Genomic DNA, 26,103 nt, shown 5'->3' with positions numbered 1-26,103 from the left:
GGTCAGGCGCCTTTTTCCGGGTTGTAGGCCAGGAGGCGCAAGGCGTTCAGCGTCACCAGCACAGTGGCGCCGGTATCGGCCAGGATCGCCAGCCAAAGCCCGGTCAGACCGAACACAGTCGTCACCAGGAACACCCCTTTCAGCCCAAGCGCGATGGCCACATTCTGGCGAATGTTGGCCATGGTGGCGCGCGCCAGTCGGATCTTGGTCGGGATGTCCGTGACCCGGTCGCGCAGGATCGCGGCATCGGCAGTTTCCAGCGCCACATCTGTGCCCGAGCCCATTGCCACGCCGACCGTGGCTTGCTTCAGCGCAGGAGCATCGTTGATGCCGTCGCCTACCATCATAACCCCGCCTTGCGCGCCCATGTCGCGGATCACGCTCAGTTTGTCCTCAGGCAGCATCTCGGCGCGGAATTCGGTGCCGAGACTTGTCGCAATGGCCGCAGCGGTGCGGGGATTGTCACCTGTCAGGATCGTGGGCGTGATGCCCATGGCGCGAAGCTGGCGGACCGCCTCCGTGGCATCGGTTCGCGGCTCGTCGCGCATGGCGATGAGCCCAAGCGCCGAGGCGCCCTCGAACAACACGGCGACAGTCTTGCCTTCTTCCTCCAGCGCAGTCGCGCGACGGATCCAGTCGCCCTGAAGCGCGCCCCGTTCAGCGGCATAACGCGGACTGGAGACCGTCAGGTCGCGCCCCTCGACTTTGGCTGTGACACCTTTTCCCATAATTGCTTTGGAGTCCGTGGCAGCTGGTAGCGCCATGCCCTCCGCCCGCTTCAAGATTGCAAGCGCCAAAGGATGGCTGGATCCGGCTTCGACCGCTGCCCCAAGTCGCACTACCTCTGCCTCGGGGGTGGGCCCCGTCGGCACCACCTCGGTCACCTGAGGGCGGCCATGCGTCAGCGTGCCGGTCTTGTCGAAGGCCACAGCGGTTACCTTCGCCGCCGCCTCGATAACCGCGCCGCCTTTCATGAGAAGACCACGCTTTGCACCCGCCGACAGCGCCGAAGCGATGGAGGCCGGAACAGAGATCACCAATGCGCAGGGACAACCGATCAAGAGCAGGGTCAGGCCGCGGTAGATCCATGTCTCCCACGGCGCTCCCATCGTCAGCGGCGGCACCACGATCACCAGCGCCGACAGCACCACGATCAGCGGCATGTACCAGCGGCTGAAGCGGTCGATGAAGCGTTCGGTCGGCGCACGGGCCTCTTCTGCCTCTTCGACCAGCCGGATGATGCGGGAAATGGTGTTGTCCTCTGGCCCCTTGGTCACGCGGATGCGCAGGGCGGCCTCGGTGTTGATCGACCCGGCAAAGACCGCTGCCCCCGGCCCCTTGGTGACCGGCACGCTTTCGCCCGTTACGGGGCTGTCATCGACTCCGCTTGTGCCGTCGACAATCTCGCCATCCGCCGGAATCCGGTCTCCGGGCCGGGCCAGCACGATCTGGCCGACCGTCAGGGTTTCGGCTGCAACCTCACGCGTCTTGTCGCCCTCGACCAGCAGGGCCGTCTTGGGCACCAGATTGGCCAGCGCCCGGATGCCGTCGCGCGCCTTGTTGGCGGCGACGCCCTCCAGCACCTCGCCCACGGCAAACAGGAACACGACCAGAGCCGCCTCTTCTGCCGCCCCGATGAACAAGGCGCCGATGGCGGCAATGGTCATCAGGCTTTCGATGGTGAAGATCTGCCCCATCCGTGCGGCGGCAAAGGCGCGGCGGGCAACGGGGGCAACGCCGATCACGCAAGCGGCGACAAAGGCCCAGGAGCCGATCTGACCCGGGAACAGGAATTCCACCGCCCAGGCCGCGCCCAGCAAAACAGCGGTGAAGATCACCAGCTTGCCCTTGCCGGTCTGGAACCAGCGCTTGCCCCGGTCGGCCGGATCGTCGTGGACATGGCCCGGGCTGCCGTGACCGCTATCGTCTCGCCCGGCCTTGGGGTGATGGTCGTGACCGTCGTCGTCAGAGTGATCGTGCCCATGATCGTGGCCATCGTCGTCGGAGTGATCGTGGTCATGCGCCTTTGCCGAGGCTTCGGGCAACACGAAACCCTTCTTCTTCGGCGCAGCGGAACCGCGCGGCGCGATGCCGTAACCCAGCGACTTCACCACCTCTTCGACCCGATCGCGCCCGGTCGTGCCGTCCGCAAGTTTCAGCTTCAGCTTTTCGGACATCAGCGTGACGCTGACATCGCTGACGCCCGGAAGTCGCGCCACTGCATCTTTGATCTTGGTGGCACAGGACCCGCAGTCCATGCCCGAAATCGACCATTCGCAGGTGCTGTCCGTTGCCCGTTCATCCTGTGCCATTCCGGCCCCCTTCTTTGGGCGGGCCCGTGCAGGGCTTGCCACCATCGAATCAGGAACCTAATGTCTCTAGCAACTAGAGGATCAAGAGGGATTTTGATGCTGACGATCGGAAAACTTGGGCTCGCGGCCGGGGTGAAGGTGCCGACGATTCGCTATTACGAACAGATCGGCCTATTGCCCGAACCTGACCGCAGCTCTGGCAACCAGCGGCTATACCCGAATGCAACACTGGACCGGCTGGCCTTTGTTCGCCATGCGCGCGAGTTGGGGTTCCCTCTGGACGCGATCCGCGATCTTCTCAGCTTGTCGGACAACCCCGACCAGTCTTGTGCGGCGGCCGATGCCATCGCCAAGTCGCAACTGGCGGCCACAAAGGCCAGAATCAACCGGCTGCGTGCGCTGGAGGCGGAATTGGAGCGGATGGTGGACCAATGCGCCTGCGGCACGATTTCCGACTGTCGCGTGATCGAAGTGCTGGGCGATCACTCTCAATGCGCGCATGAACACGGGGCGCTGGCCGACCACGGCTAAGCGGCACTCAGCCCCAGAGGCAAAGCGAACCGATCCAAGCCTACGCTGGTCCGTTCCGGGTGCCGGGATTGCGGCTCCTGATATCGCAGCTCGCTCCCTCCGATCTTGGCGTGAGCACCGTTGATCGCATCATTCCGCTACGCCGGAGTTTGCGAGGTTACAGCGGCATGGCATGCTTTCGCTCCGACGCGGCACCGTTGCTGCTTCTAGCGAAGTCGGGGCAACGTATTTGTCATATGACAGTCAGGGCGCAACCTGCTACGCGACCGCATGAGGTTCTGGATCGTCCTTTCGCGCATCCTGCTTGTCGTGGCCGTGCTCTGCGGCTCCACGCCGCAACCTTCCATGGCCGGCGCCCGGACCATGGCACTGCATGCCTCGATGATGTCCATGTCCCCGGCGGAAATGGATAGTGGCAAGGCCAAGGCGGCGGCGGGATATTGCATGCAGCATTGTCTTGCCCTTCTGGCGATCCTGCCTGTTCTGGCCGCGCCTTTGCGGGATATCAGTCCTGCGGTCCGACTGAAACCGGCACTCGGCAGGGTGCCGCTGTCACGTGGCCCGACGCCGACCGGGCCACCTCCGAAAGCCGTCGCAGGTTGAGAACCGGGGCTTTGCCCCTTGTCCTGACATTCGCGACCACGGAGATCCACATGTCGCCTGATTTTACCCGCCGCGGCTTTCTTGCCGCTTCTGCGGCCCTGTCCGCTTCGCTGATGCTGCCCGCCAGGGCCCGGGCTCAATCCTCGCGCCTCGCTTTGCGCGCCACCACCCGCACGATCGAGGTGAACGGAAGGGTTGCGACGGTCTGGGGGCTGTTGGGCCCGAACGACCGGCTCGGCCTGGTTCTGGAGCCCGGTCAGAATTTCGTGGTTGATCTGACCAACCAGCTTGACCAGCCGACGCTGATCCACTGGCACGGGCAAATCCCTCCCAACGCGCAGGACGGTGTGCCGGACGTGCCGATGCCCATGCTGAAGCCCGGCGAGGCCCGTACCTATGACTTCGCGCCGCGTCCCGGGACGCATTGGATGCATGCCCATATCCCCGAACACGAAATGCGTCTGCTGGCCGCACCTTTGATCGTGCGCCGCCCCGAAGACGTTGCCGCCGACCGTCAGGAGGTGACGCTGTTCCTCCATGACTTCTCGTTCCGGGCACCGTCCGAGGTTCTGGCCGAGATCACCGGAGGCAATGCGATGGCCGGCATGGACCACGGCAAGATCGGCGGGACCGCCATGCAGGGCATGGACATGGGCAACATGAACGGCATGGCCCACGGGGACATGTCGGGCATGGGGGGAATGGCGATGGATCTGAACGATTTCGCTTTCGACGCCTATCTGGCCAATGACCGGACACTGGCCGACCCCGAGGTGGTTCAGATCGACAAGGGCGGTCGGGCCCTGTTGCGGGTGATCAACGCCGCCGCCGCGACAGTCTTCTGGATCGACGCCGGAGCGCTGACGGCGCGCCTTGTCGCCGTCGACGGCGAGCCGGTGCAGCCGGTTTCCGGCAGCCGGTTCGGTCTGGCGATGGGGCAGCGTCTGGACATCGAGGTGGACCTGCCTGCCGAAGGCGGTGCCTTCCCGATCCTGGCTCTGCGCGAGGGCGCGCGCGAACGGACGGGGATCATCCTCGCAACAAAGGGCGCGCAGGTCGCAAAGGTTGCCGAGATGTCCGAGGCGGATCATCCGACCTTCAGCTCCGATCTGCGGCAGGAAGCCTCCCTGCGCGCCCTCACGCCGCTTCCCGACCGAAAGCCGGTTTCCTCGCCAATGCTGATGCTTGGCGGGTCGATGATGCCCTATGTCTGGACGATCAACGGCAAGACCTGGGCTGATCACGAGCCGGTCACCGCCAGATCGGGCGACCGGGTCGAGATCACCTTCCACAATATGTCGATGATGGCCCATCCGATGCACCTTCACGGCCACGGTTTTCAGGTCGTGGGGGTCGGCATGGACCGGATTGCCGGTGCCGTCCGCGACACGGTTCATGTGCCTCCGATGAACATGGTCACAGTCGCGGTGGATGCGGGCGAGGCGGCGCGTTGGATGCTGCATTGCCACCACATGGCGCATCTTGCGACTGGCATGATGACCGAGTTCGCCGTTTCGGCCTGATCTGAGGCGGCCTCGTCGCATCAGGCGAGGCCGCAACACATGGTGTCGGGTCAGACTCGGCCGACGGAAGCAGGCGACTGATCCCTTGCAGGTGCGCCGATTGGTGTCGCGTATCCGGCAAGGACTTGGATTGTTCGGGGCATCGGGCAATCAAGCCAATCTGGAGAAATTGAAACGTAGCGTCGGCGCACCCGCGTCGGTTTGACCTGGGTAAAGGATCACCAGAGAGCAGAGCGCGAAAGTTCGCCCGCCTCGTGCCTTGTGACAGTACCGTTGCCGTCCGAAACGGTCAGGCGGCCTCAAAAGGCGCTGACAGCAAGGTCGAATAGCCCGACATCAAGATCCGAGCCGAGAAGTCCCCCGACTGGAGGGGAGCAGGCCTGCCAAACACCGCCATCCCATCTGTGGCTCCGCCCGTCAGGCAATCATGATCAATGCCGCTGCCGTCGACGTTGCTGTTTTCATGGTTCACGGCGCGCATCCCGGCGGCAACCGTGACGACAGGATTGCGAAGATACCTGCTCATTCTCGTCGAATGCCTGCAGGTGTGTGTATGCGCGAGGAATTTCCCCGCGCATACACAGCGTTTTGTCGTGGAGTTCTGTCCCCGTCTAGGGACTACATTGAGTTCAGTCCGCCGCTTCGGCGCCGCCCTTGTCTTTGGCGACATCGACGCTGACGGGGGCAAGCCCATCGGCCTTCAGAACGAAGGTCACCGTCTTCGCCGCCTGGCTGGTGATGTAGATCGAGTTCGGGTTGGCGCGGAAATGCCCGGCTTCCGTGCCCTCATCAAGGTGGATCCGCGCCTCGCCACCAGCGGGGATGCTGAAGCCGTCAAGCTTGCGGAAGGTGCCTTCGACCTTGCCGGTGTCGGCGTCCGTGATGCTGTAGTAGATCGAGAAGCCGGACAAGGCCGCGCTGCCCGAGTTGGTCACCAGGAGTTCAAGGTGGTCCGTCGCGTCCTTCTTGGCGGCATAGTCATAGTTGTTCTCGACCAGCGCCTCCTTGATCGCGAAAGTGGCCGGAGCTCCGGTCATGTCGATCGGGTTCGCCATGAAGGCGGGGTCGGCATCAGCCAGATCGTTCTGCCCGTCGCCATCGGTGTCTGCCACCATCGGATCGGTGCCGAGCAGCACCTCGGAGGCGTCCGGCACGCCGTCACCATCCATATCGCCCGTGGTCTGCGAAAACCCGGGGCTGGCCAGCGTCAGGCCGAGGATGGAGATAAGGGCAAGCGTCGAGATGTTCTTCTTCAGGGTCATTTTCAGTTTCCTTTGAGGTCAGGCTTTTGCAAGCCGGTCGGGGTTGAGAGGAAGGGCCAGCGCCAGCGCGCCAAGCCCGAGGGCGGTCAGAAAAATCCAGATCAGGTTGCCCAGCATTTCGATCAGGATGGGGCCGAGCGGCAGTCCGGCGTAGGTGGCTTTGATGCCCAGCACGGCGAAGGTGAACCGCTCGAAATGTTTGGTGACAGAGGCCTGTTCGATGCCGTCACGAACCGTCTCGAAAGTGGCGAAACCCTTCATGATCTCGACCTGATCGGGCTTGGCGATGTTCAGTTGCTTGAACACGCCGCCAGCCACCTGATTGTCGGGGTCCAGCGTGTCACCGATCTGGGGCGCCACAAGCACCAGCGTCAGCCAGATCGCGAAGGCCACCAGAAGCGCGTGACTGGACTGTTTCATGTGCAGCGCCAGGATGAAGCTGACGAGGAAGAAGCACGCGGTATAGGCCACCGACACGCCCCAGACGATGGCTATGCGCAAGAGGTCATCCGACGTCAGACCAACTCCCGACATCAGGTGCAGGATCAGCGCGAGCCCGCCCAGCACCAGAGCCAGACCGCTCGCCAAAAGGCCGATCCCCGCCAGGGCCTTGCCGGCCACGAATTGCCAGCGGCGCATCGGGCGCGTCAGCATCAGCGAAAGGGTCTGGCGACCCCGCTCGCTGGCAGCGGAGCGGTATCCGATCAGGATCGCGATGGCGGCCCCGATGATCTCGATCTGTTCGATGGCACCGCGCAACAGGCGCAGCGGGTAGAATTCAGGGGCTTTGATCGCGTCGGCAGATTTGCCAAGCGCCAGCAGGGAGGCCTTTGCCGCCTCGTAGGTGGCCACATCGCCGCGCAGGGCGATGGCGCCGGTGACAAGCGCCACCAAGGCCGCGAGCCCCAGAAAGCCCGTGACGATCAGGATGAAACGATCACGCAGGGCATCGCGGATATCCTTGGCTGCAATGGTGCGGACAGGTGTCGGAGGCGAGAGGACGGGGGTCAGGGTAAGGTCAGACATTGTAGCCTCCTTGCGTCATCGACAGCCGGGTCAGGGCGCGCCAGGCCAAGGCCAAGGCAACACCGGCCGCGAGGATCAGGTTGAGGACCGGGGGAATGAAGGACGGCGAGGTGATGCCCTGCGGCAGGTAATCCAGCAGCCCCGCCGAGGCGAACTTGTAGGCATCGGCCAGCGAGAACGGCCCCAGGATGCGTGCCGCCCAGTGAAAGAAGGTGGTGTCCGGCGGCACGGCCAGCGCCGAGACTGGATTGATCGCCGCGGTCGGGTTCAGGTTGGCGGTCAGTTGCGGAAAGATGAAGGTCAGCGTCAGCCACAGAGTGACCGGCAGCAGCAGCCCCACGGTTTCCGACCGCGCTGCGGCCCCGGCGGCCAGTCCGATCAGGCCGAAGAACCCCATGTAAAGCGTGGTGACGCCCATGAACCCGGCCAGTTGCGCCCATTGCATCCCCGTCAGCGTGACGGCCGGCAGGACCAGAAACGTCGCAACTGCCACCAACGAGGCCACGACCGTCAATCCCAGGGTGAGCCCCGCCAGCGCGGCGATCTTGCCGCCCGCATAGGCGCTGCGCCCAAGGGGCCGGATGCCGATCAGCGGCAGCACCCCCGCCTTGCGATCAAGGCCCACAAGGCGATTGCCGATCACGATGGCCGACAGGGCCCCGATCAAGGCCACATAGACCGACATGTTGCGCATCAGTGACAGGGGCGAGATGTCCAGCACCGGGTTGGTTGGCACTGGCTGGCCCGAGGATTTCAGGAACGCAGCCGCATCCAGATAGATGCGGTTCACGGTCGAGGTGGCCGACCAGCCAAGCCAGGCCGAAATCAGCAGCAGAACCACGAACATCAGCGACAACAGCGCCACCGTGCGTTCGCGCAGCACGAAGCGCGCCGATTGGCGGGCGATCAGCCAGCTGGGAGAGGTTGCGCCGCTCATCACGCCACCTCGGCCAGACGGCCGACCGGGGTCAGCGACAGGTAAAGCTCCTCCAGTGCGGCATCGTCACCATAACGGGCGGTCACGGCCTCGATCCGGTCGTGGAAGACCAGCTTGCCATGGCTCAGCACCGCGATGCTGGTGCAGGTCTTGGCGATCTCGGAAATCAGGTGGGTATTCATGAAAATCGTCATCCCGAACTCGGTGTTCAGGCGCAGGATCAGATCGCGAAGCATCTTGATGCCCATGGGATCAAGGCCCGACGTCGGCTCGTCCAGAAACAGGACTTCGGGCTGGTGCAGAATGGCCTGCGCCAAACCCACCCGCTGACGCATCCCTTTGGAAAACCCACCGACTCGCTTGTCTGCCAGGTAGGCGCAGTCCAAGAGGTCGAGCACCTGGTTCACCCTGCGCTCGGGGGCCGCGACACCCGACAAGCTGGCAAAGAAGATCAGGTTCTCGGCGGCCGTCAGGGTATCGTAGAGCCGTACGTTTTCAGGTACATAGCCGATGGCGCGCCGCACCGCCAAAGGGTCGGTGCCGATGTCGTGGCCCGCAATGGTTGCCGTGCCCGAGGCGGGGCGTGCCAGCGTGGTCAGCATCTGGATCGTCGTGGTCTTGCCTGCGCCGTTGTGACCCAGAAAGCCGAAGATCTCGCCCTTGGCGATCTCCAGCGACAGGGCGTCAACAGCGATGACGCCATCAAAGGACTGGGTCAGCCGGTTTGTCCGGATCATGGGGTCTGGCATTCTTGGGGTTCCTTTTGTGGGGCGTACTGCGGCAGGGTGTTGATGAACCCTCATTGCCCGCCCCAAACCGCAGGTGCCTCTCACCCAGCTTACAGTTTTGTAAGTCCGGAATTTTCTGGCAGCCGTGATCCGGAAAAGAGAAAGGCGGCGCCGTGCGGCACCGCCTTTCCTGTCGCGGGATCAGTGATCAGTTGTTGGCGGTTTCGCCGTCCTGCTCACCGTCACCACCGTTTTCGCCGTCCTGTTCATCGCCCTGCTGATCGTTTTCGGCCAACGTGACGTTCATCACCTTGCCATCGGCCGGGTTGATGGCGACGGTCTTCTCGCTGCCATCGGCCAGCACGACATCCGCCATGATCAGATCGGGCGCACCGTCTTCGCCGCTCTGGTATTCGATGGACGACACCTTGCCGCCTGCCGCCGCTTCGGCCGCAGTGATCGCCTGCGACAGGCTGGTCGGCGAGGCGAGGAAGGCCTGCGCCTCGGCCATCGGGTCTTCCTTGCCTTGGGTTTCGGCAAAGACCGAGGTGCCCGAGATCAGGGTCAGCGCCAGAAGCGCGCCGGTGATGGTCAGGGAAGTTTTCGTTTTCATGTGTCTCTCCAGTCAATCATGACCGCGGGGGTGCGGCCTGATGAGGGAAAGATGGGGAGGCCGTCTTACACCGGCCTTTCAGCGCGCTTACATCCTCAAGTGCTGCGAGAGCCGGGCGGATTTCAGCCGCGCCTGTAGAGCATCAAGAAGGCCAAGGCACTGAACAAGGCCCCAGTCAGAAATGTCGCCGAGGCACCCAGAGCGTCCCACACCACGCCCGCCACAAGGCTAGCCACCAACAAGGCAATGCCGCTGACCAGATTGAAAAAGCCGTAGGCAGTGCCGCGCAGATCGGCAGGCGCGGTATCCGCCACCATCACGGCCAGCAGGCCTTGCGTCATGCCCATATGCACGCCCCAGACGGCTACCCCCGCCAGAACGACGGCCCAATGGGTCGAGCTTGCCAGGATGAGGTCGGCCAGGATCAGCACTGCCAGCCCGCCCATCAGCAGCGACCTGTGGCTGACCCGGTCGGACAGTTTGCCGAACGGGTAGGCCGAGAGGGCATAGACCGCGTTCATCGCCACCATGACCAGCGGCACCATGGCCAGGGGGATGCCGCTTTGCTGCGCGCGCAGCACCAGAAACGCCTCGCTGAATCGGGCCAAGGTAAAGACGGCGCTAATGCCCACCACCTGCCAATAGGCGGCGGGCAGGCGGGCCAGATTATCCCGCCGGATCGGGTTTTGCCGGACCGCCCCGGTTTGTCGCGGGGGCTCCTTCACGCCGAAAGCCAGCAGGGCGACGGCCAAGGCGCCAGGGATCACCGCCAGCCAGAACACCGCCTGAAAATTGTTCGCCCACAGCAGCATCAGGCCAACCGCCAACAACGGCCCAGCAAATGCGCCCACCGTGTCCAGCGACTGACGCAACCCAAAGGCGGCACCACGCAACTCGGGCGGGGCGATGTCGGCCACCAGCGCATCGCGCGGCGCGCCGCGAATGCCCTTGCCCACCCGGTCGAGCAACCGCGCCGTCAGCACGACACCAATGCCGGGAGCCAGTGCGAACAACGGCTTGGTAGCCGCCCCCAGCCCGTATCCGATCAGCGCCAGTCCCTTGCGGCGCCCGAACCAATCGCTGAGTACCCCGGAAAACACCTTGACGATCAAAGCTGTCGCCTCGGCCAGCCCCTCGATCAGCCCGATCATCAGCGCGCTGGCTCCGAGCGTCGTGACCATGAACAACGGCAAGAGGCTATGGATCGTCTCGGACGAGATATCCATCAGCAGGCTGACAAAGCCCAAGACCCAGATTCCGGCGGGGATCTTGCTGCGGTTTGCTTTGAACACAGTCACTTCTCCGGTCACTTGGCGCTTTGGAATAGGCCCCGACAATGCGGTGCCTTGCCGTATCTGCGCAATTGCAGCACTGCACCGCCGACTTACAAATTTGTAATCTGGCCGAAAGGCTGCCGCTGTTGCAGCGCCTTAGACGGTGCGTATCGGCCTGATTTCTGGCCTGCACAATTGGAACCACCCACCATGCCCCGCGATCCTGACGTCCTTCCTGAACCCCGGCACAACCGGACGACCCGGCTGCTTCACGCTGGGCTGGCGCTTGCCATCATCAGCCAGCTCATGACCAGTCTTGCCATGCAAGGGCCAGACGATGTGCAGCCGGGCGACATCCTGTTTCAGCTTCACCGCTATTCGGGCCTTGTGGCCACGGTTCTGGCCTTCGGGCTTTGGCTGACGATCCTGCTGCGGTCCCGTGGGACAGAGTTTGGCGCTCTGATCCCGTGGTTTTCGGGGCGACGTCTCGCGGCGCTTTGGCGGGATATCAAGGTTCACGGCGCTGCGGCCCTGCACCTGCGGCTGCCTTCGCATGACGCGCAAGCGGCGCTGCCCTCAGCTATTCACGGTCTGGGACTGCTGCTGATCTCGGCGATGGCCGCCTCAGGAGCGGTCTATTTCGTGCAAGTCGCGCTTGGGATGCACTCGGCCGAACCCGACGGAATGCTCGCCATGACCGTTCACCTTGCTCTTGGCAATCTGGTCTGGGCCTATCTGATCGCGCATGCCGGCCTGGCGGTGCTGCATCATCTTTTGCGGTCGATGAGCCTTGCAATCATGTGGTCTTTTGGAAAGTAGGCCAAAACCTTGACTCCATCTGTCATCGAGCATTGGAACCAATCTGCGTTCCTTGCCGTCAATGCCGGGGCCCAAGCCCCGGCACTTGTCATTGCGCTTGCCAGACTATTGGCCGCCTGGTCGATCTATCTCGCGCCAGCCCTGTTTGTTGTCGCATGGGTGCGCCCTGGCAGAGCCGTGCGGTTCGTGTTGCTTGACGCGACACTCACGGCGCTGATCGGCTTGGGGCTTGCGCAAGTCATCACGGCCATCTGGTATCACCCAAGACCCTTCGAGGTCGGACTGGGCCGCCAACTGCTCGACCATGCAGCCGAGGCGTCTTTTCCCAGCGATCACGCCACACTGATGTTCGGCCTTGCGATCCCGCTTTTGCTGAATTCCCGGACGCGCCGACTGGGCGCTGTCGTTCTGGTCTTCGGTTTCGGCGTGGCCTGGTCGCGGATTTACCTCGGTGTGCATTTCCCCCTGGACATGATCGGAGCTTTTGGCGTTGCCGCTCTAGCGTCTCTGGTGGTGCGGCTGGCAAGCCCTTCCCTGCGTCGCAGCGTCTATCCGAGACTCACTTCCGTCTACGAACTCCTACTTCGCCGACTTGGGTTGCCGCAGGCGGTTTTTCCCCGCAACCGATAGGGCCGCTGTCAGGGCCCAAGCGCGGGCGGCAACTCCAAAACGCCGTCCGCCTTGGTCTGGTGCAGTGCCGCCACGATGGCCGCCTTTTCGGTGGCGATCCTTTCAGCCGCCAATGCGGCTTCTTCCAGTTGCGCATAGTCGAATGCCACGGGGTCCAACCGGTCAGCCGTCAGCGACACCATGAGCAACGGCGCCTTGGACGACCCGTCCTGAATGGCCGTCTGCGTAGCCCAGATCCGCAAGACCAACCGCTGATCCAACGCACCTGCCTTGGTGAGGGTTGCCAATGCCGAACGGCCAAGATGCGTCATCGGCCAAGGAGCGCGCAAGTCGAGCGGCTGGCGTGACGGCAGAACCGCCGAGATGATCTCCCCGGACAAGGTGACATCGGATGGTTGCCATCCGGCGGTTTGCAGGGCAGTGACCAGGTCCGCCAGCGGCATCGACGTTTGCAGCAGCATCGCTTCGCCGGCGTCGCCGTCCAGCAAAATGCGGTGGGTCGGCTCCTTTTGCCAGCCGCCCGCCAACCAGTCGGCCGATGCAAGCGTTGCCACCGGCGGGGCGGCATCATAGCGAGCCGAAGCGGCAGCCCAACCGGTCCAGATGTGCAGCGGCATGATGGCAATCACCGTGATGGTGAGGACCGTAGCCAGCAGCTGACGCGACACCGTGACGACCCGCGCATGCATCATAAGTGCCGCGACGCAGATCAAGGCGCTGCCAAAGAGCATGCCTGCCAGCACATCGCTCGGCCAGTGTGCCTGAAGATAAACCCGCGACACGCCGATTAGCGCAATCAAAGTGGCAGAGCCGCCGTAGACCAAGCCCCGAAACCGCGAGGGTATGGTCCGTGCGACCATAAGTGCCAGCATCCCGAAGATGATCGTGGCGAGCGTGGAGTGACCGCTTGGAAAACTAAAACCATCAGCACCCTGATACATCGGGATCGGACGCGCACGATGCAGCAGCGTCTTGAACACGGGGACAAAGATCACCCCAGCAAGACTGGCCGCCGTTACGGTGCCCGCCATGACCCATTGCCGGGCCAGCAGAAGGGCGGCAATCAGCAGAACCGCGACCGGCAGCAGAACGGCCGTGTCGCCCAGCATGGTGATGCCGACCATGGCCGATGTTGCCCAATCCGTCCGCAGGCCCTGCACGAATTGCGAGATGGCGGCATCTGCGAACACAACTTCGGGATCAAAGACAACAGCCGCCAGCACCAGCCCAAATCCGGCCAGTGCAACACCGGCCAGCCCAATCAGCGCCGCTGCCTCCAGCTTGCGGTCGTCGTTGCGCAACACCCCGGCCAGCGATCTGCTGCCGCCTTCCCGGCGTTCCAGCCACAGCGCGAGCGCCAGCCGACCTCGGTCAGCCACAGGAATGACAAAGCCACGCAAAATGCGCAGCAGACCCCATGACAGGACCGCAGCAACACCTGCCAGCCCGATCAGGATGGCAATGCGCGGATTGGCTGCATGGGCGACCTGAAGGCCGCGACCAAGGGCAACCGCAGGCAGCAGATGCGCTGCGGCCCACACAATCGCTGACCCGACATTGACCAGTGCAAAGCGGGTCGTGGTCATGCCCATCATCCCCGCAATCGTCGGCACCACGGCCTTCACGCCGGGGATGAAGCGGACAATGAAGATGCTCTTGCCACCGTGGCGGGCGATGAACGCCTCGCCCTTGTCCATCAGACTGCCGTAGCGCGAGAATGGCCAAAACGTGCGGATCTGCTGTTTCCAGTGGACCCCAGCCCAGAACGACAGGGCGTCCCCGGCAATCGCACCGGCAACTGTCGCAGCAAATACCGGCAAGAACGCCATCTTTCCCAAGCCGATCAACGTGCCAAGGCCCACCAAGACCACCGTCGAGGGCACGAACAGTCCAAGGATCAGCAAGGCCTCGCCAAAGGCCACGAGGAAGGCAAACAGGATCGCAAGATGCTGATGCTGGCCAAGGAAATCGACAAATTGAGAAAGCAGTTGAGTCACGACACACCGACTATTCTGGGGAACTTCAAATCAACCCGCAGCCCGGGCGATGCATCGCCAAGGGCTACTTCCGCGCCGTGCAGGTCTGCAACCGCCTTGACCAGCGAAAGGCCAAGCCCGGTGCCCGTGGTGGTGCGGCTTTTTTCAAGGCGATAAAGGCGGCGCAGGACAAGGTCGTGCTCAGCCGCCGGGATACCCGGACCCGCGTCTATGACCGAAGCAGTCACTGCGGTGCCGCTGGCATGTACTGCGCAGGAGATCTGAGTACCAGACGGGCAATGGCGGATGGCGTTTTCAATCAAGTTGGCGAAGGCCTGGGTCAACAACTCCCGGTCGCCCATGACCCACGCCGCTTCGGTGATAAAGCTGCGCAGGCTGTGACCGGCATCTTCGGCCACGTCGGCATAGACCTCTGCGACGCTAGCCAGGAGGGCTGCCAGATCGACGGGCTCAAACTTCTCGCGCCGGGCTCCGGCCTCGATCTGGGCGATGCGCAGAAGGGCAGAGAAGGTCTGGTCGATTGCCTCGCTTTGAAGGATGGCGGCGGCAAGGTCGTCATCGACGGGCGCACCGCGTTCGGCATTGCGCGCGGCCTCCTCGATGTGGATGCGAAGCCGGTTCAGCGGCGTACGCAACTCATGCGCAATATCGGCGCTGACCTGGCGCATCGCCTCGACCAAGGCGCCAAGGCGGGCAAGGGTCTGGTTGATCTCGCCCGAAATCACGTCCAGATCGTCACCGCGTTTTGAGACGTGAAGGCGGGTGGACAGATCCCCGCTTGCGACACGGGCCAGCGTTTCGGTCACGTCATTCAGGCGATGTTGCAGACGGTAGGCGATCCAGGACCCGGCAGCAATCGCCGCAACAAGGACGGCCGCGGCGGCCCAGCCAAAGCCGGTCAGAATGATCTCGGCAAGATCATCAAGATCCGCGTTGCTCAAGCCGACGACTAAATAGTCGCCGTGCAGATTGCCCGCGAACATGCGGTAGGGATAATCGGTCGGAACATCCAATGTGGCCGCTTCCACGGTAGACCAGCCCGCGGGTATTGCGATGTCGTTGATGTTCGAGATCAGGACATTGCCGTCGGCATCCCGCAACAGATAGACCGAAGACCTATCGGGGCTGGCCTTTATGCGCGCAGCAATGGCCTCGATCAGGTCTTGTTGGTCCGCCGCATCCGATTGTTGGAATGTCGTGAATATTTCTCGCAGGCGGGCGTCCTGCCGGTCGGCCAATTGCCGATGCAGCATGGTATAGCCGACAGCGCCCGCCAGGATCAGCGCTCCCAGCACAGCCAGGGTGACGCCAAGTGCCAGCCGGAACGAGCTGTGCCGCCAGAGATCAGCGGGGCGCATGAAGCGAATAGCCCATGTTTTTCAAGGTGTGCAGCAGGGCCACGTCATAGGGCTTGTCGATCTTGGCCCGCAGGCGGCTGATATGGGTTTCCACCACTGAGGTTTTCGGATCGAAGTGGAAATCCCAGACACGCTCGAGCAGCATGGTGCGGGTGACGACGCGACCTTCGTTGCGCATCAGCACCTCCAAGAGCGTGAACTCCTTGGGCAACAGGTCTATCGGCTGACCTGCGCGTGACGCCTGCCTGCGCATCAGATCCAGTTCGAGATCCGCGACGCGCAGCACCGTTTTCACCTCTTGCACCGGTGGGCGGCGGGCCAGAGCGTTGACCCGTGCAAGCAACTCGGCAAAGGCAAAAGGCTTGGTCAGGTAATCGTCGCCCCCGGCCTCCAGCCCCTCGACCCGGTCATCAATGCCGCCAAGTGCGGTTAGAAATAGTACCGGCGTCTTGCGCCCGGCCGCCCGCAATGCTCGCACCAGCGAAAGGCCGTCCAGACCGGGGATCATACGGTCCACCACCAAAACGTCATAGGCCTCACGCGTTGCCGAGAAGAGCCCATCGGTGCCGTCCGTCATCACATCGCAGACATGCCCATTCTCGATCAGCCCGCGTGAGACATAGTCGGCGGCAGAAGGGTCATCTTCGATCAGGAGAATACGCATCGGGGTCTTTCACGTTCGGAACAGGTCTGATGCCTGATGGACTAAGCCGGCGGCTTAACACAAAGGTCGCGGCCACCATACAAATCTGTAAGCCGGGCGAAAGCTGGCTGCAGGATTGGGCGCTCAGAACGCCGCAAGCCGGGCAAACTCCGGCCCCAAACGGAGCGCACCATGAAACAACTCTTGCTCGCCACGGCGCTGATCGCGCTGCCTGTGGCCGCATTCTCAGGCTATCAGGTTTTCTTGGCCCCGGCAGCGCCGCAAGTCAGCGCGGGCATCGGCGACACGTCTGCATTCACCGGCATCATCACCGATGTGCAAGCCTTCGCTGCCAAAGGCGACATCGAGGGCGCAAAAACCCGCATCAGGGATTTTGAAATCGCCTGGGATGAAAATGCAAAAGGTCTACGGTCGCTCGACCCGGCAACTTGGGACAACATCGACGGCGCCGCCGACACGGCGTTGAAGGCGGTTCGCGCATCAGCACCCGATGCAGCCACGATCCAGACAGCCCTCGCCGCGTTGCAGACAAGCCTTGGCGCGCCCGTTCAAGCAAACGCGGCCGCGCCCGCAGCCGTTGCCGCAGGGCTTGGCGATACATCGGCCTTTACCGCAATCATCAGCGATGTTCAGGACGATGCCGACAAGGCCGACTTCGCGGCAGCGAAGACGCGCATCACAGATTTTGAAACAGCCTGGGACGAAAAGGCCAGCTCGCTTCGCGCCTTGGACGGGGCGGCCTGGGGCACAGTCGATACTGCTGCTGATGCCGCACTCGACGCGGTTCGTGCGACGACACCGGACGCGAAGGACGTGACCGAAACGCTCGCCGCCCTTCAGGCAGCGCTGCAATCCGCAAAATCGGTGACGCCATGACCAACATTTCCTCCTCACTTGAAGGAACCGCTCCGATGCAAACCTCGGGCTCCGCCATCAACCGCGTGCCAGCGGTCACCACCGAATTCTGGCTGATCAAACTCATGGCCGTCACAATGGGCGAGACGGCGGCCGACTATCTGGCCGTCAATCTCGGGCTGGGCCTGACGGCAACGTCCTTGCTGATGACGGCCGTGCTGATCGGCGCGCTTGTGCTGCAATTCGCAAAGAAGCGCTATGTGCCGTGGTCCTATTGGCTGTCGGTCGTGCTGATCAGCATCGTCGGCACGCTGGTGACCGACAACCTGGTCGACAACTTCGGCGTGTCGCTGATCACAACGACAATCGTATTCACCGTTACGCTTGCAGTCACCTTCGCGGTCTGGTTCGCATCCGAGAAGACCCTGTCGATCCACGAGATCTTCACCACCAAGCGTGAGGCCTACTACTGGCTGGCGATCCTCTTCACCTTCGCCCTGGGCACGGCGTCAGGCGATCTGGTCGCCGAAGCCTTCGGTCTGGGATACCTTGCCAGCGGCGTCCTGTTCGGAATGATCATCGCCTCGCTGACCTTCGGTTACTTCTTCCTTGGCCTTGACGCGATCCTGGGGTTCTGGCTGGCCTATATCTTCACCCGCCCGCTGGGCGCATCGTTTGGTGACTTCCTGTCCCAGCCCACCCAATATGGCGGACTCGGCCTTGGCACCATCGTCACCAGCGCTCTGTTCCTGGGCACGATCATTCTCATCGTTGTCTGGATCAGCGTCACCCGGCGCGGCGAAGACCGGGTTGCCGTGAACTGATCACGTGGCCTGCCGCTGGCCATTCCCCGCACGACAGCCTGCGGTACATGCTTGACAGAAAGAAGGCTGTTGTCCGGCCGCCTCCAAGGCGGATGCCGACAGCCCCTTTCCCTCCAGGCCCCGGGTTGGCCAGCATTCTCCTTCGATGATGTTCCAGAAGCCGCAGTCGGCCGTGAATATCACGATCAGCAGCTTCGGGCCGCGATCAACCTGGGCACTCAACTACTGGAACTCTCTTGGGCATCCTGCGCCCGGTTCCACGGGCGGCGGAGGCAATCCCGGCGAACGCGTCTTTTGCTTCGGCGATCGCCTCCTTGGAGGTTGATTTGGTCAACTGGACCAACGAAGCCCTCAGGTGAACGTCTGTACTCGGTTCACTTGAAGTGATCACTGGCAAATCTTTGCTTTTGCGCGCTGCTTCGATCGCGCCAAAATACCGATCCTCAAAGTACCGCACATGCCGCGCCCGGATCGGATACTGCCCCTCGGCCAGCACCAGAACGTCATCCAACGGAAACCGTAGCAACTCGCCCGCCGAGATCAACGGCCGCTCTTCCGACTTTCGACTGACATTGGCGCTGTCCTTCATGCCCTGGACCCGCGATTGGCTTTCGCTGATGGCGGTGACTGTCACTCTGCCGAGGGCATTCGAAAGCACCTCCGCCGTCCGGTCATCCTGCGGCGTCATGTAGATCTGCACCCCGGCGCCGCCCTGCAGTGACCGCCGACCGGTCTCGCCATAGATGTCGTCCAGGCCGGGAATGGTCTGGGAGATGATGAAGAACCTTCCCCCGAAACTGCGGATCGTCTTGATCGAGGAGAGGACCAAAGGCTGGCGACCGAGTTGGTCGAACTCGTCCATCAGGAACATAACGGCATGGGGTTCGTCAGAGCCCGGCTCCTTGCGCTGCAGGGAGGCGATGGCATCGGCGAAGAGGAGGCGGACGAGTGGGGCGAGCGTCTTCAGGTGTTCGGGCTGGACCACGATGTAAAGGCTCTGCGCCTCCCGACGGAAGGTCGAGAAGTCAAAATCACTCGCCGAAGTCACGCGATCGACGGCGGGGTCGTTCCAGAGGCCGAGGCCTGAGCCTTGGATGATGGAGACATAGGAGCCGAGGGTCTTTTCGTTGACGTCGGACATTTCAAGGAAGGTGCGCGAGACGATCGGGATCTGGGTCGTCTCGGCGATGGTGGTGAAGCTCCTGACCTTGTTGCCGCCTCCGGCCATGATCTCGGCGGCATAGCCGAGCGTCGGGCGCCCTTGCTCGATCGCATAGAGGCAAGAGGCGATGAAGAGCCGCTTGCCGGCGTTGAAGAAGCTCTGCGCGCTCTCGCCTTCGGGGATCAGGAAGAGGTCGGCCATCGTGTTCAGCGCGGTGAACTGGCTTTCGGCCGAGGGCAGGGCGGCGATCCGGGCGAGGGGATTGAAGCGATGCGACCCTTTTTCCTCGTCGAAGGGCGAGAAGTACCAGATCGCGTTCTTCAGCCCGTGCTTGCGATGGATGGAGGTCTTGGCAAAGTTCTCGCCCTTGACGTCCAGGATCAGCGCCGAGCCCGTGAAGTGCAGCAGGTTCGGGATGACGAAGCCCACGCCTTTGCCGCGACCGGTGGGCGCGATCATCATCGCGTGGGGGAAGCGATCCGGCGGCGCCATGACGAACGGCGCGTCCGATTTCGGGGAGCCGAGCTTGGCGAATATGAAGCCGTTGGTCTCGAGACGCCCAATCATCCGGTTGCGCTTCATCTCGCGCTTGGACTGGAAATGGGCGTCGTCATATTGGTTCAGCCGACCGCGATGAACCCCGGCGAGGCCGACCAGCACCAGGGCCAAGGTCACCGAGCCGGTGATGATCAGCGCCGATTGCAGAAGCGCCGGTCGCGCGGCGATCTCGGCCCAGTCGTAGCGGATGAACCAGGGTTGCAGGGGATCGAGCGTGTCGAGGCTCTCCCGGAAGGCCAGCATCACATAGATCGTGGCCAGCATACCGCCGATGTAGAGCCCGACGGCCAGGCCCAGGACAAGCGCCACCGGATACCGCCAGCGGGTTTCGAAGTTCGAGAGCATGGTGAAGGCCTTCAGAGTTCGTGGACGTGATCGTGGGTAGCTTCGCGGTCGCGAAGTCCCAGTTCGGCGGCGCGGGCATGGCTGCGGGCGAGGTCGGCCCAAGGACCGACGGAATGATCCGCAGAGAGATCGCCTTCGTTGCGCAGCTCGTGGGCGACGGCGGCACGCAGGGCCGGATCCCGGACCCGTTCGGTCAGTGGCGAGAGATCACCGGAGAGGACCCGGTCCAACTCTTCATCTGGCAGGGTCTCGTGCATGCGGTCCACGATGGCCTCGAGGGCGGGGACTTCCGAGAGGCCGAGGTGCCGGTCCGCCGAGAGGACCTGCTCCTTTGCCACCGCTTCGATCAGGGCTGGCGGGAGTTCGAGCTCGGCCAGTTCCGCGCGGACCTCCTGGCCGAGAGCGCGCTCCATTTCCATCCAGAACACCTTCTGCATCGTGTTCGGTTGATCCGCGACCCAACTCGCCACCTGGGCTTCGCTGCGTTCGGGCAGAGTGAAGCGGGCGACCATCTCCTCGACCGAGGTGCCCGCGATGCGAAGCTCGTCTTCCCGGATGGTGAAGAGTGCGGCCAGCCGTTCGCCGATTTCGTCGCGGACACGGGACAGAGTAGCCCGCAGACCCTCGTCGAGGGTGAGACCTTCGGGAGGTGCTGCTTCCAGACGCGCCAGCGAGGCCAGGGTCGGGTGGAAATAGCGATCGTCCTCGTGGCTCGCGACGCGCGCGTGTTCCGCGAGGAGCAAATTATCCGGTGCCAGTTGCAAGGATGCGCGGGCTTGTTCCGCAAAGCTGCGCTCCAGGTCCACGCGCTCGGCCGAAGGCTCCATTTCGCGGATGGCCTTCCAGGCTTCTTCGGCGGCATCGATCATCTCGGCCCGGGCCGCCTCGATCCGGGCGGCGGCATCGCCTTCTTCGTGGAGCGTGGCATCGGGCATCAATGGCAATCCTTGTCTGAGGGCGGCGGCCGAGGCGCCGAGCGCCCCCGCCAATCGGGAGAGGAAACTAGAGGCAGCAGCGGGGCCTTCTTCCGGCCCGGCTGCGATGGCTGCGATCCGCGAGAGCTCGTCATAGTCGCGGGCATAGTCCTGCAGGGCGCCCAGCCGCCGGGACTGTTCGGCATCCGACAGCGGCGGCGGGGCAGGGGGAATGGAACCACCGGCGGCATTGGCCCGAGCAACATGCTCCGGCACGGCATTCTCGATCAGCCCGCGCGACAGGCGCGAGGTGGCGACGAGGTTCAGTCCATGCTCCTGCGCGATCTCGGCATGCAGCTCACGCATCAAATCGAAGTTCAGCTCGGAATAACGGCAGATCGACAGGAACCGGCCGTTGTCGATGCCGTGCTTGTCCACCACGAAATGCGCGTGGACATGGTCGGTGTCCTTGTGGACCGAAGCGACATAGCGCCAGACGTCGCCATAGTCGCCAGACCCGAAGACCTCTTGCCCCCATTCCCGGGCGATGGCCTCGGCCTGGCCAACTTCGACCCCGCGCGGGAAGCTCAGAACGATATGGTCGGTATGCCCGCGCTTGGGCGCCCCGCGCCATGTCGAAGACCAGCTCTGGGCCACTTGCGCCGCTTTCCGGGGATCGAAGTCGCGTTCATATCCGGCGAGGTTGCACCAGGTCGCCTCAACGCCTTCTTCCCGGGCGACATAGTCCAGAAGGCGCCTGAGCTCCTGCGGCGTCCGGGCCGAACCGCCAGCGATGCGTTTGACCACCGATTGCCAACTGCGGGGCGTGGAGGCATTGCGCAGGAGCCCGCGTGTACGACGCTCCTTGGGGGAACCAAGCCGACCAGCCGCTCCGCCGCCACCGGCACCCCGCCCACGGCGCTTCCCATCAAGCACATGGCCAAGAACGAGATCTTCGACGCTGTCGCGGGTCATCGGGCTTCCCCTTCCCGGGACTTCTGAGCAGCCGAAGCCCGAGCTTCGCCCCCAGAACCAAGACCCTCCGACCGTCCAGCGGCGGCAACCAGTCGAACAACCTGCTCTGCAAGATCATCGACCCGGCCCAACACTTTCCGCAGAAGCGCGCTGTCACCTGGGTTCCACTTAAGCTTGCCGCCAGCTCCAAGCCGGGCCAGCTGGTTCAGGTTTGTCCCGACCGAAGACAACTCCCGACGTGCTGCGGCCAAAGCCGCCTGCTCGTCTGACCGCAAAGCCAGAAGACCGCTTGCCTGTCTGACCAGATGCCGGATTGCCTCGGAAACCGTCAGACCATGTGCCTCGGCGGCCATCTGCAAGGCGGCCCGCTCCTCCAGAGCCAAGCGCACCGTCAGCGTCACGTCGAGCCGACCCATGCTCCGCCGGTCCATCGCAGCCTTGATCCGTGCCAGGGACTGACGGGACCGACCGAGGGCCGCAGCGACCTGGGCCACGCTCTCACCCGCGGCCAGACGCGCCTCTGCGGCAGTCCTCTCGGCGTTGGAGAAGCGGGATCGTGGCATTGCTTGCAATACACCTCTATTGCATTCGATGCGCCACATGTAACACACACTACCGTTCCTGCCAACCGTCCTCACCGGCCGGTTTCCGCTCCTCCGAAGAGGAGCCCGCTTGCGGAAACCGGACAGCCGTTGAGGACTCCATATGGCGACAGGGGTCGGCGGCTCGCCCGACGACTGCATCCCTGCGCCCTGGCCGAACGGCCTCAGCTGAAGGGAGCACCAATGCGCGACGGCCCTTGAAACGCTGGGGTTTTCGATGATCAGCGCGCTCAACGCGAGCGATCGAAACGGATCGGGAGCCACATGGAGAGGCGCCGAGATTTCCCGGAAAGGGGGAAGGTAAGGCGGTGGGGTCTCGGGGCCTTGGGTCAAGGCTGCTGGTGCGTTCGGCGGAGGCAGAGTTGCTGCGGCCAGGCCAGCGTGTGATAGGCGGAGGCCATTTCAGGCCCCCAACTGCGGTCCAATGCGAACACGCACATGGGCAAGCTGCCACCTGGTCACACAGGCAGACATGCAAATGGCTCGGCGATCCCTCGCGCTGACGAGCGTCCCGGCATCCTTACAAGCGGTCACTTGGCCACCTGGTCCAAGTGGCCCGCAGCCCAGTGGTCATGTTGGTGAGATGCCAAACTGGTATCTCTGCAAACGGGCGGGTGGTCGACCTTGCCCACGGTCATGCAGGCAGATCGGCGGGTAGGCAAGTGGTCCAGCCTGCAGTCCGCCATTCAGGTTTCCATGCGCCTTGTCGGTCCGGCAAATGGTCCGGCGGGCGTCCGGTCAAACAGGCAACCGGTCAGACATGCAAACAGCCAAACAGTCGGCCCGCCAGACTGTTCAGAAGGGAGACGCGGCGAAAGCCCCGACATGCTGCGCCGCAGCAACAGGCATCTCCAAATTCCTTAGGAAATATGAAGATTTGCGGACAGGCCCACAACCTCCGGCGCAACCTGTTTGACGATCACACAACCATATGCCTATTGAGCGCACCGGTCGCGCGGCAGAAATGTGAACTCTTACAGAGGGTTCGCCTTCTAACCTCACGCGACCATGGGTGCTGATTTCCCTTGCGGCAATTGGTTCGCAAGCTCGGCGCCCGTTGATGCGTGTTGCGATTGCGGGGGGTGTTTCCATGCAAGTCATTACCATCGTCCAAACCAAAGGCGGTTCGGGCAAGACCACCACGGCGATGCTGATTGCCTCGGCAGCGCTGGACGCCAGGCGTCGTGTGACGCTGATCGACGGCGACGTGAATGCCCAGTTGGGCCGCTGGCGCGACAGCTTCGATCTCGCGGCCTGGGACGGGCCGAAGAAACCCACCTGGCCCGAGGCGCTGTCGATCCTGTCGCCACCAGATAGCGTCCAGGGATTGCTCTCGCTGCTGGAGACAGAAGAGGCGGCGGGTACGGATCTCGTCATCCTCGACACACGACCCGGCACCCATGCAGACACCGAGGACTTCTGTCTGCTCTCCGACCTGGTGCTGATCCCGGCCCGTCCGGTTTATGCCGAATGGGAGATGACCCACCGCGCAGTCCTCTGGATGGATGACCTCCGCGCCAGCATCGCCGAGGGCGAGCGCTTCCCGGAGGTCCGCGTGCTTGTGATCGATGCCGGTCCGAAAATCATCGACGCCGCCACCCGGGAAGGGGGCATGAGCCTGCTGCCCAAGCGGGATCAGGACGTACTCATGGAAATCCTGCGGCTCGACCATCTCGATGTGATCGTGCCACACTCCAAGATCCTCGAGCAGTTGGGTTTCCACGGCCCACTCGGCCCGGCCGCCGCCGCCAATGCGCGGGCACCCGGTGGGCGGCTCATGGCGGAAGCCATCATGCGCCAACTTGAAGTCGCGGGGTTGGTCCTCGCTGGGATCGACGAGGTAATCCCCGGATGAGCCGCTTCAAACTGCCACCGCGCGTAGCTCCGTCACCGGCCGCTGGCGAGCCGGGCATGCAGAATGCTGCCTCTCGGCTGAGGTCCTCCCGCGAAGCGCAAGACCGGCTCCTGGCCGAACAAAGGAGGCAGGGCAGCGAGGCAGTCGGGGTTTCGCAGTCGCCCGACGTCCCGTCCGGGGCACGCAAGTCCGCGAATGGGCAGGCAAACGCTGTGCCTTCTTCTGCACCGGAAACGCTGGCGGAGCAGGCTGGAAATTTCCGGAAAGAGAAGAAGGACAAGATCGTGGTGATGTTCCGTCTGCCCAAGAAGCAGGTGGGACGTCTGTCCGGCATGCCGATGGCCGAAGGCCTGAGCGACGCCTATGTTCTGAAGGCCTTCGCCAAGGAGGGCAGGGCGGCGTTGCGCGCTATCTCCTCGGCCAATGATCTCAACCCGCTGATCGCCACTGCGAAGTCTTTCCGCGCGATCGATGTCGCGGAGATGACCGTTGGCGAAGCCATGACGGTCTATGTTCAGCCCGTCGCATTGAATGCGATGCAACTGGCCTTGGGCGATCCGCTGATGGTTCTGCCCAAGGCGACCATCGTCGGGGCCTTCTTCGCCGCGATCGTCATCGGGCTGATCGAGGCCCGGCAGGCGAAGAAGGCTTCGTCATGACCGGCGCGTCACTCGCAGGCAAGATCCGGGATCGGAGCGGTCTCGACCGACATGCTGGCTTTGCTGGTAACGATGGCGAACGACCCGCCAGCCTTCACCATCGCCACCATCTTCGACCAGTCAGCGGCGTCGGTCTGGGTCTGGAAGGCATGGCCCGCTTTGACCGGAAGGCGAGCTTGCTCGCCGGACTTCGCCAGGAACACGACCATCGTCGGATCAGTGTCATTGGCCAAGTCCACCGCCACATTGGCGTTCGAGTCCGGCCCGAAGACGCGGTCCGGGTCGCAATAGATCCGGACCTCGCCGTCCGTCGTCTTGAGGCTCAGCGCGCGCAGACCGCGCTGGACGGTGTCGGTCCAGGTGTCGAGCGCCAGCGCGGGCGTGACCGCGATGAACAGAAGAGCAGCAACAAGAATGGGGGACGGGAATTGCATAGGGGGGAGGGCCTTTCTTTGGACGTGACGCTTCTGCACTACATCACTTATGATCTCATTACATATGTTCTGCTTGTGCGCTTGTCCACCATCAGAGCGACCGGAATTGCCAGGGGTTCACACCATGAGCAATGAAGCCAAACCCATCCTCGTCGGTCGCCTGTGGCGGGACCCGGACTGCGCCGGGGAGCCGCTGGCCGAACAGCATCGGCGGCCTGACGGTCAAGTGGTAGTATCCTGGGCGGTCGACCCGGAAACCCTTCGAGGCCCGGTCTGGCTGGAGGTCATTGGCGAGGAACCCGGCGATCCATCAGGATTGTGAATCGATCAGGGCATCCGATTCACAATCCTGATTGGACGGCGGCGGTGGCGCGGCGCATCCTGGGCCAAGGAGGAGCCCATGTCTTGCCAGTTGCTGCACCGCATCGATACCGATCTCAACATGGCCCGGTTCTACCGGGTCGAAGTCACGCCAGACCTGTTTGGTCAGGTCATTGTCGAGCGACGCTGGGGGCGCATCGGAAGCAGGGGCCAGTATCGAATCGCATCCTATCCGACGACTTCTTCGGCGGAACAGGCTGCTTCTACGCTGGTCCGAGTAAAGGAGCGGCGGGGGTACAGGGCAGCCTGATGACTGACGTCT

The 26,103-nt window shown here is 63.4% G+C and carries 26 protein-coding genes; 11 read left to right on the top strand and 15 right to left on the bottom strand.

Going from position 1 to position 26,103, the window contains the following annotated elements; translation table 11 throughout:
• Positions 1–2 precede the first annotated feature (2 nt).
• Positions 3–2,312 carry a heavy metal translocating P-type ATPase gene (locus AC4PTB_RS19080; RefSeq protein WP_492192790.1) on the bottom strand — a complete coding sequence of 770 codons (2,310 nt, stop codon included), beginning with the start codon at positions 2,310–2,312 and terminating at the stop codon, positions 3–5.
• Positions 2,313–2,408: 96 nt separating this feature from the next.
• On the opposite strand from AC4PTB_RS19080, the gene AC4PTB_RS19075 reads away from it, so the two are divergent.
• From AC4PTB_RS19075 to AC4PTB_RS19065, 3 genes are all read left to right on the top strand, one after another.
• A complete protein-coding gene (locus AC4PTB_RS19075) occupies positions 2,409–2,843 on the top strand; it encodes a MerR family transcriptional regulator (protein WP_492192789.1) in 435 nt (144 codons plus the stop codon).
• A gap of 270 nt (positions 2,844–3,113) precedes the next feature.
• Positions 3,114–3,446 carry a hypothetical protein gene (locus AC4PTB_RS19070; protein ID WP_492192788.1) on the top strand — a complete coding sequence of 111 codons (333 nt, stop codon included), beginning with the start codon at positions 3,114–3,116 and terminating at the stop codon, positions 3,444–3,446.
• Positions 3,447–3,496: 50 nt separating this feature from the next.
• The gene (locus tag AC4PTB_RS19065) at positions 3,497–4,969 is read left to right on the top strand and encodes a multicopper oxidase family protein (protein ID WP_492192787.1); all 1,473 of its coding nucleotides are present in this window, start codon (positions 3,497–3,499) and stop codon (positions 4,967–4,969) included.
• 289 nt (positions 4,970–5,258) lie between these two features.
• Here the strand turns inward: AC4PTB_RS19065 and AC4PTB_RS19060 are convergent, their stop codons facing one another.
• From AC4PTB_RS19060 to AC4PTB_RS19030, 7 genes are all read right to left on the bottom strand, one after another.
• Entirely contained in the window at positions 5,259–5,495 is a 237-nt protein-coding gene (locus AC4PTB_RS19060; protein WP_492192786.1) for a hypothetical protein, read from the bottom strand.
• Positions 5,496–5,598: 103 nt separating this feature from the next.
• Complete coding sequence (locus tag AC4PTB_RS19055) at positions 5,599–6,231, bottom strand: hypothetical protein (RefSeq protein ID WP_492192785.1); 633 nt, start codon at positions 6,229–6,231, stop codon at positions 5,599–5,601.
• Positions 6,232–6,249: 18 nt separating this feature from the next.
• Positions 6,250–7,257, bottom strand: coding sequence for an ABC transporter permease (locus AC4PTB_RS19050; RefSeq protein ID WP_492192784.1), 1,008 nt, complete (start codon positions 7,255–7,257; stop codon positions 6,250–6,252).
• Positions 7,250–8,194, bottom strand: a complete 945-nt coding sequence (locus AC4PTB_RS19045) for an ABC transporter permease (RefSeq protein ID WP_492192783.1) — start codon at positions 8,192–8,194, stop codon at positions 7,250–7,252. Before AC4PTB_RS19045 ends, AC4PTB_RS19050 begins: the two co-directional genes overlap by 8 nt.
• Positions 8,194–8,931, bottom strand: coding sequence for an ABC transporter ATP-binding protein (locus AC4PTB_RS19040; RefSeq protein WP_492192782.1), 738 nt, complete (start codon positions 8,929–8,931; stop codon positions 8,194–8,196). Before AC4PTB_RS19040 ends, AC4PTB_RS19045 begins: the two co-directional genes overlap by 1 nt.
• Before the next feature lie 199 nt (positions 8,932–9,130).
• Positions 9,131–9,535 carry a hypothetical protein gene (locus tag AC4PTB_RS19035; RefSeq protein WP_492192781.1) on the bottom strand — a complete coding sequence of 135 codons (405 nt, stop codon included), beginning with the start codon at positions 9,533–9,535 and terminating at the stop codon, positions 9,131–9,133.
• 122 nt (positions 9,536–9,657) lie between these two features.
• The gene (locus AC4PTB_RS19030; RefSeq protein WP_492192780.1) at positions 9,658–10,845 is read right to left on the bottom strand and encodes an MFS transporter; all 1,188 of its coding nucleotides are present in this window, start codon (positions 10,843–10,845) and stop codon (positions 9,658–9,660) included.
• A 174-nt stretch (positions 10,846–11,019) separates the two neighbouring features.
• Here AC4PTB_RS19030 and AC4PTB_RS19025 point away from each other — a divergent pair, with 174 nt between their 5' ends.
• Positions 11,020–11,628 carry a cytochrome b/b6 domain-containing protein gene (locus AC4PTB_RS19025; RefSeq protein ID WP_492192779.1) on the top strand — a complete coding sequence of 203 codons (609 nt, stop codon included), beginning with the start codon at positions 11,020–11,022 and terminating at the stop codon, positions 11,626–11,628.
• A gap of 9 nt (positions 11,629–11,637) precedes the next feature.
• Positions 11,638–12,258, top strand: a complete 621-nt coding sequence (locus tag AC4PTB_RS19020; RefSeq protein ID WP_492192778.1) for an undecaprenyl-diphosphatase — start codon at positions 11,638–11,640, stop codon at positions 12,256–12,258.
• Positions 12,259–12,266: 8 nt separating this feature from the next.
• On the opposite strand, the gene AC4PTB_RS19015 is transcribed toward AC4PTB_RS19020, so the two are convergent.
• From AC4PTB_RS19015 to AC4PTB_RS19005, 3 genes are read right to left on the bottom strand one after another with little or no spacing between them, the layout of a single operon-like run.
• A complete protein-coding gene (locus tag AC4PTB_RS19015; protein WP_492192777.1) occupies positions 12,267–14,255 on the bottom strand; it encodes a bifunctional DedA family/phosphatase PAP2 family protein in 1,989 nt (662 codons plus the stop codon).
• On the bottom strand, positions 14,252–15,613 hold the full coding sequence (locus tag AC4PTB_RS19010) for a sensor histidine kinase (protein ID WP_492192776.1): 1,362 nt from the start codon (positions 15,611–15,613) through the stop codon (positions 14,252–14,254). The genes AC4PTB_RS19015 and AC4PTB_RS19010 overlap by 4 nt, the downstream gene beginning before the upstream one ends.
• Positions 15,600–16,277, bottom strand: coding sequence for a winged helix-turn-helix domain-containing protein (locus tag AC4PTB_RS19005; protein ID WP_492192775.1), 678 nt, complete (start codon positions 16,275–16,277; stop codon positions 15,600–15,602). The genes AC4PTB_RS19010 and AC4PTB_RS19005 overlap by 14 nt, the downstream gene beginning before the upstream one ends.
• Positions 16,278–16,448: 171 nt before the next feature.
• Here AC4PTB_RS19005 and AC4PTB_RS19000 point away from each other — a divergent pair, with 171 nt between their 5' ends.
• On the top strand, positions 16,449–17,153 hold the full coding sequence (locus AC4PTB_RS19000) for a hypothetical protein (RefSeq protein WP_492192774.1): 705 nt from the start codon (positions 16,449–16,451) through the stop codon (positions 17,151–17,153).
• A complete protein-coding gene (locus tag AC4PTB_RS18995) occupies positions 17,150–17,956 on the top strand; it encodes a COG4705 family protein (RefSeq protein ID WP_492192773.1) in 807 nt (268 codons plus the stop codon). The genes AC4PTB_RS19000 and AC4PTB_RS18995 overlap by 4 nt, the downstream gene beginning before the upstream one ends.
• Positions 17,957–18,161: 205 nt before the next feature.
• Here AC4PTB_RS18995 and AC4PTB_RS18990 read toward each other — a convergent pair whose 3' ends face one another.
• Genes AC4PTB_RS18990 through AC4PTB_RS18980 form a run of 3 tightly spaced genes read right to left on the bottom strand, consistent with a single transcriptional unit; the run spans position 18,162 to position 22,326 of the window.
• Positions 18,162–20,021 carry a type IV secretory system conjugative DNA transfer family protein gene (locus AC4PTB_RS18990; protein WP_492192772.1) on the bottom strand — a complete coding sequence of 620 codons (1,860 nt, stop codon included), beginning with the start codon at positions 20,019–20,021 and terminating at the stop codon, positions 18,162–18,164.
• Between the two features lie 11 nt (positions 20,022–20,032).
• Positions 20,033–21,910 (bottom strand): relaxase/mobilization nuclease domain-containing protein, encoded by a 1,878-nt coding sequence (locus AC4PTB_RS18985; RefSeq protein ID WP_492192771.1) that lies wholly within the window; start codon positions 21,908–21,910, stop codon positions 20,033–20,035.
• On the bottom strand, positions 21,907–22,326 hold the full coding sequence (locus tag AC4PTB_RS18980; protein WP_492192770.1) for a plasmid mobilization protein: 420 nt from the start codon (positions 22,324–22,326) through the stop codon (positions 21,907–21,909). Before AC4PTB_RS18980 ends, AC4PTB_RS18985 begins: the two co-directional genes overlap by 4 nt.
• A 1,276-nt stretch (positions 22,327–23,602) precedes the next feature.
• Here AC4PTB_RS18980 and AC4PTB_RS18975 point away from each other — a divergent pair.
• Positions 23,603–24,367 carry a nucleotide-binding protein gene (locus tag AC4PTB_RS18975; RefSeq protein WP_492192872.1) on the top strand — a complete coding sequence of 255 codons (765 nt, stop codon included), beginning with the start codon at positions 23,603–23,605 and terminating at the stop codon, positions 24,365–24,367.
• On the top strand, positions 24,364–25,026 hold the full coding sequence (locus AC4PTB_RS18970; RefSeq protein ID WP_492192871.1) for a hypothetical protein: 663 nt from the start codon (positions 24,364–24,366) through the stop codon (positions 25,024–25,026). The genes AC4PTB_RS18975 and AC4PTB_RS18970 overlap by 4 nt, the downstream gene beginning before the upstream one ends.
• An 8-nt stretch (positions 25,027–25,034) precedes the next feature.
• Here the strand turns inward: AC4PTB_RS18970 and AC4PTB_RS18965 are convergent, their stop codons facing one another.
• Positions 25,035–25,460, bottom strand: coding sequence for a hypothetical protein (locus AC4PTB_RS18965; RefSeq protein WP_492192870.1), 426 nt, complete (start codon positions 25,458–25,460; stop codon positions 25,035–25,037).
• A 124-nt stretch (positions 25,461–25,584) separates the two neighbouring features.
• Here AC4PTB_RS18965 and AC4PTB_RS18960 point away from each other — a divergent pair, with 124 nt between their 5' ends.
• Both AC4PTB_RS18960 and AC4PTB_RS18955 read left to right on the top strand, forming a co-directional pair.
• A complete protein-coding gene (locus AC4PTB_RS18960; protein ID WP_492192869.1) occupies positions 25,585–25,782 on the top strand; it encodes a hypothetical protein in 198 nt (65 codons plus the stop codon).
• A gap of 78 nt (positions 25,783–25,860) precedes the next feature.
• Positions 25,861–26,091, top strand: a complete 231-nt coding sequence (locus AC4PTB_RS18955) for a WGR domain-containing protein (RefSeq protein ID WP_492192868.1) — start codon at positions 25,861–25,863, stop codon at positions 26,089–26,091.
• Positions 26,092–26,103: the final 12 nt, after the last annotated feature.

The organism is Rhodobacter sp. 4.3.4 (assembly GCF_058724655.1).
The sequence above is the reverse complement of the archived record's forward strand: the minus strand, read 5'-3'. Positions and strand labels throughout refer to the sequence as shown.